Below are 1,211 nucleotides of genomic sequence, written 5' to 3'. Positions count from 1 at the left end.
CGTTTGGCGACGTTCCCGGACACGAAAGAGGAGCAACACCGTGCGGCACGACAATAGCGTCTTTCATGATCTGTTGAAGCGGATTCCGTGGGCGGTCTTCCAAACACTTGTGGAGGAGCATCAGGCCGATAAGCACGTTCGGCGGCTGTCGACGAAGAGCCAGTTGATCGCGCTGCTTTATGGCCAGCTTGCCGGTGCCGTCAGCCTGCGTGAGATCGTCGGCTCCCTGCAAAGCCACAGCGCGCGCCTTTACCATCTCGGCGCTCGCCCGGTATTGCGCTCGACGTTGGCCGATGCCAACAGCCTGCGTCCGAGCACTGTTTTTGCCGAGTTGTTCGCGCAGATGGTGGCCCGCGCCGGACGCGGGCTCAAGCGGGCCGTCGGCGAGGCGGTCTATCTGATCGACGGCAGCAGTCTGCCTCTTTCCGGGGCGGGCTCGCACTGGGCCCGCTTTTCCGATCAGACCTGCGGCGCCAAGATGCACGTCGTCTACGATGCCAACGCCGAAAGGCCGATCTATGCGGCCGTCACCCCGGCCAATGTCAATGACATTACCGCCGCCAAAGAGATGCCGGTCGAGGCGGGCGCCACCTATGTCTTCGATCTCGGCTATTACGACTTCGGCTGGTGGGCGAAGCTGGACGCCGCCGGCTGCCGCATCGTCACCCGCCTCAAATCCCACACGAAACTGGCAGTGAGCGCCGAGCAGGCGGCAAATGAGGATGCCGGCATCCTGTTCGACCGCATCGGACTGTTGCCGCAGCGCCAGGCCAAGAGCCGCCGCAACCCGATGAACCGGCCGGTGCGTGAGATCGGTGTGCGGATCGAGACCGGCAAGGTGCTGCGCATCTTCTCCAACGATCTCACCGCCCCGGCCGAGGAGATCGCCGCTCTTTACAAGCGCCGCTGGGCTATCGAGCTGTTTTTCCGTTGGGTCAAGCAGACGCTGAAGATCCGACATTTCCTCGGCAACAGCGAAAATGCCGTCCGCATCCAGATCGCCGTCGCCCTGATCGCCTATCTGCTGCTGCAGATGGCAAAGGCCGACCAGACCATCGTCACAAGCCCGCTGGCCTTCGCCCGCTTGGTGCGGGCTAACCTCATGCACCGCAAAAGGATCGACCGCCTGCTAAAACCAAGCCACAGTCCCCCCGGTAATCCCGGCCAGATGAGCCTCCAATGGTGACAAAATTTAAACCGGACAGCAGTGG

At 62.5% G+C, this 1,211-nt stretch carries 1 protein-coding gene; it reads left to right on the top strand.

Going from position 1 to position 1,211, the window contains the following annotated elements:
- Positions 1–40: 40 nt before the first annotated feature.
- Complete coding sequence (locus V8P77_RS34660; RefSeq protein WP_335916757.1) at positions 41–1,186, top strand: IS4 family transposase; 1,146 nt, start codon at positions 41–43, stop codon at positions 1,184–1,186.
- The last annotated feature ends 25 nt before the right edge of the window (positions 1,187–1,211 follow it).

The organism is Rhizobium aouanii (assembly GCF_037002925.1).
GTDB classification, from domain to species: Bacteria; Pseudomonadota; Alphaproteobacteria; order Rhizobiales; family Rhizobiaceae; genus Rhizobium; species Rhizobium aouanii.
The sequence above is the reverse complement of the archived record's forward strand: the minus strand, read 5'-3'. Positions and strand labels throughout refer to the sequence as shown.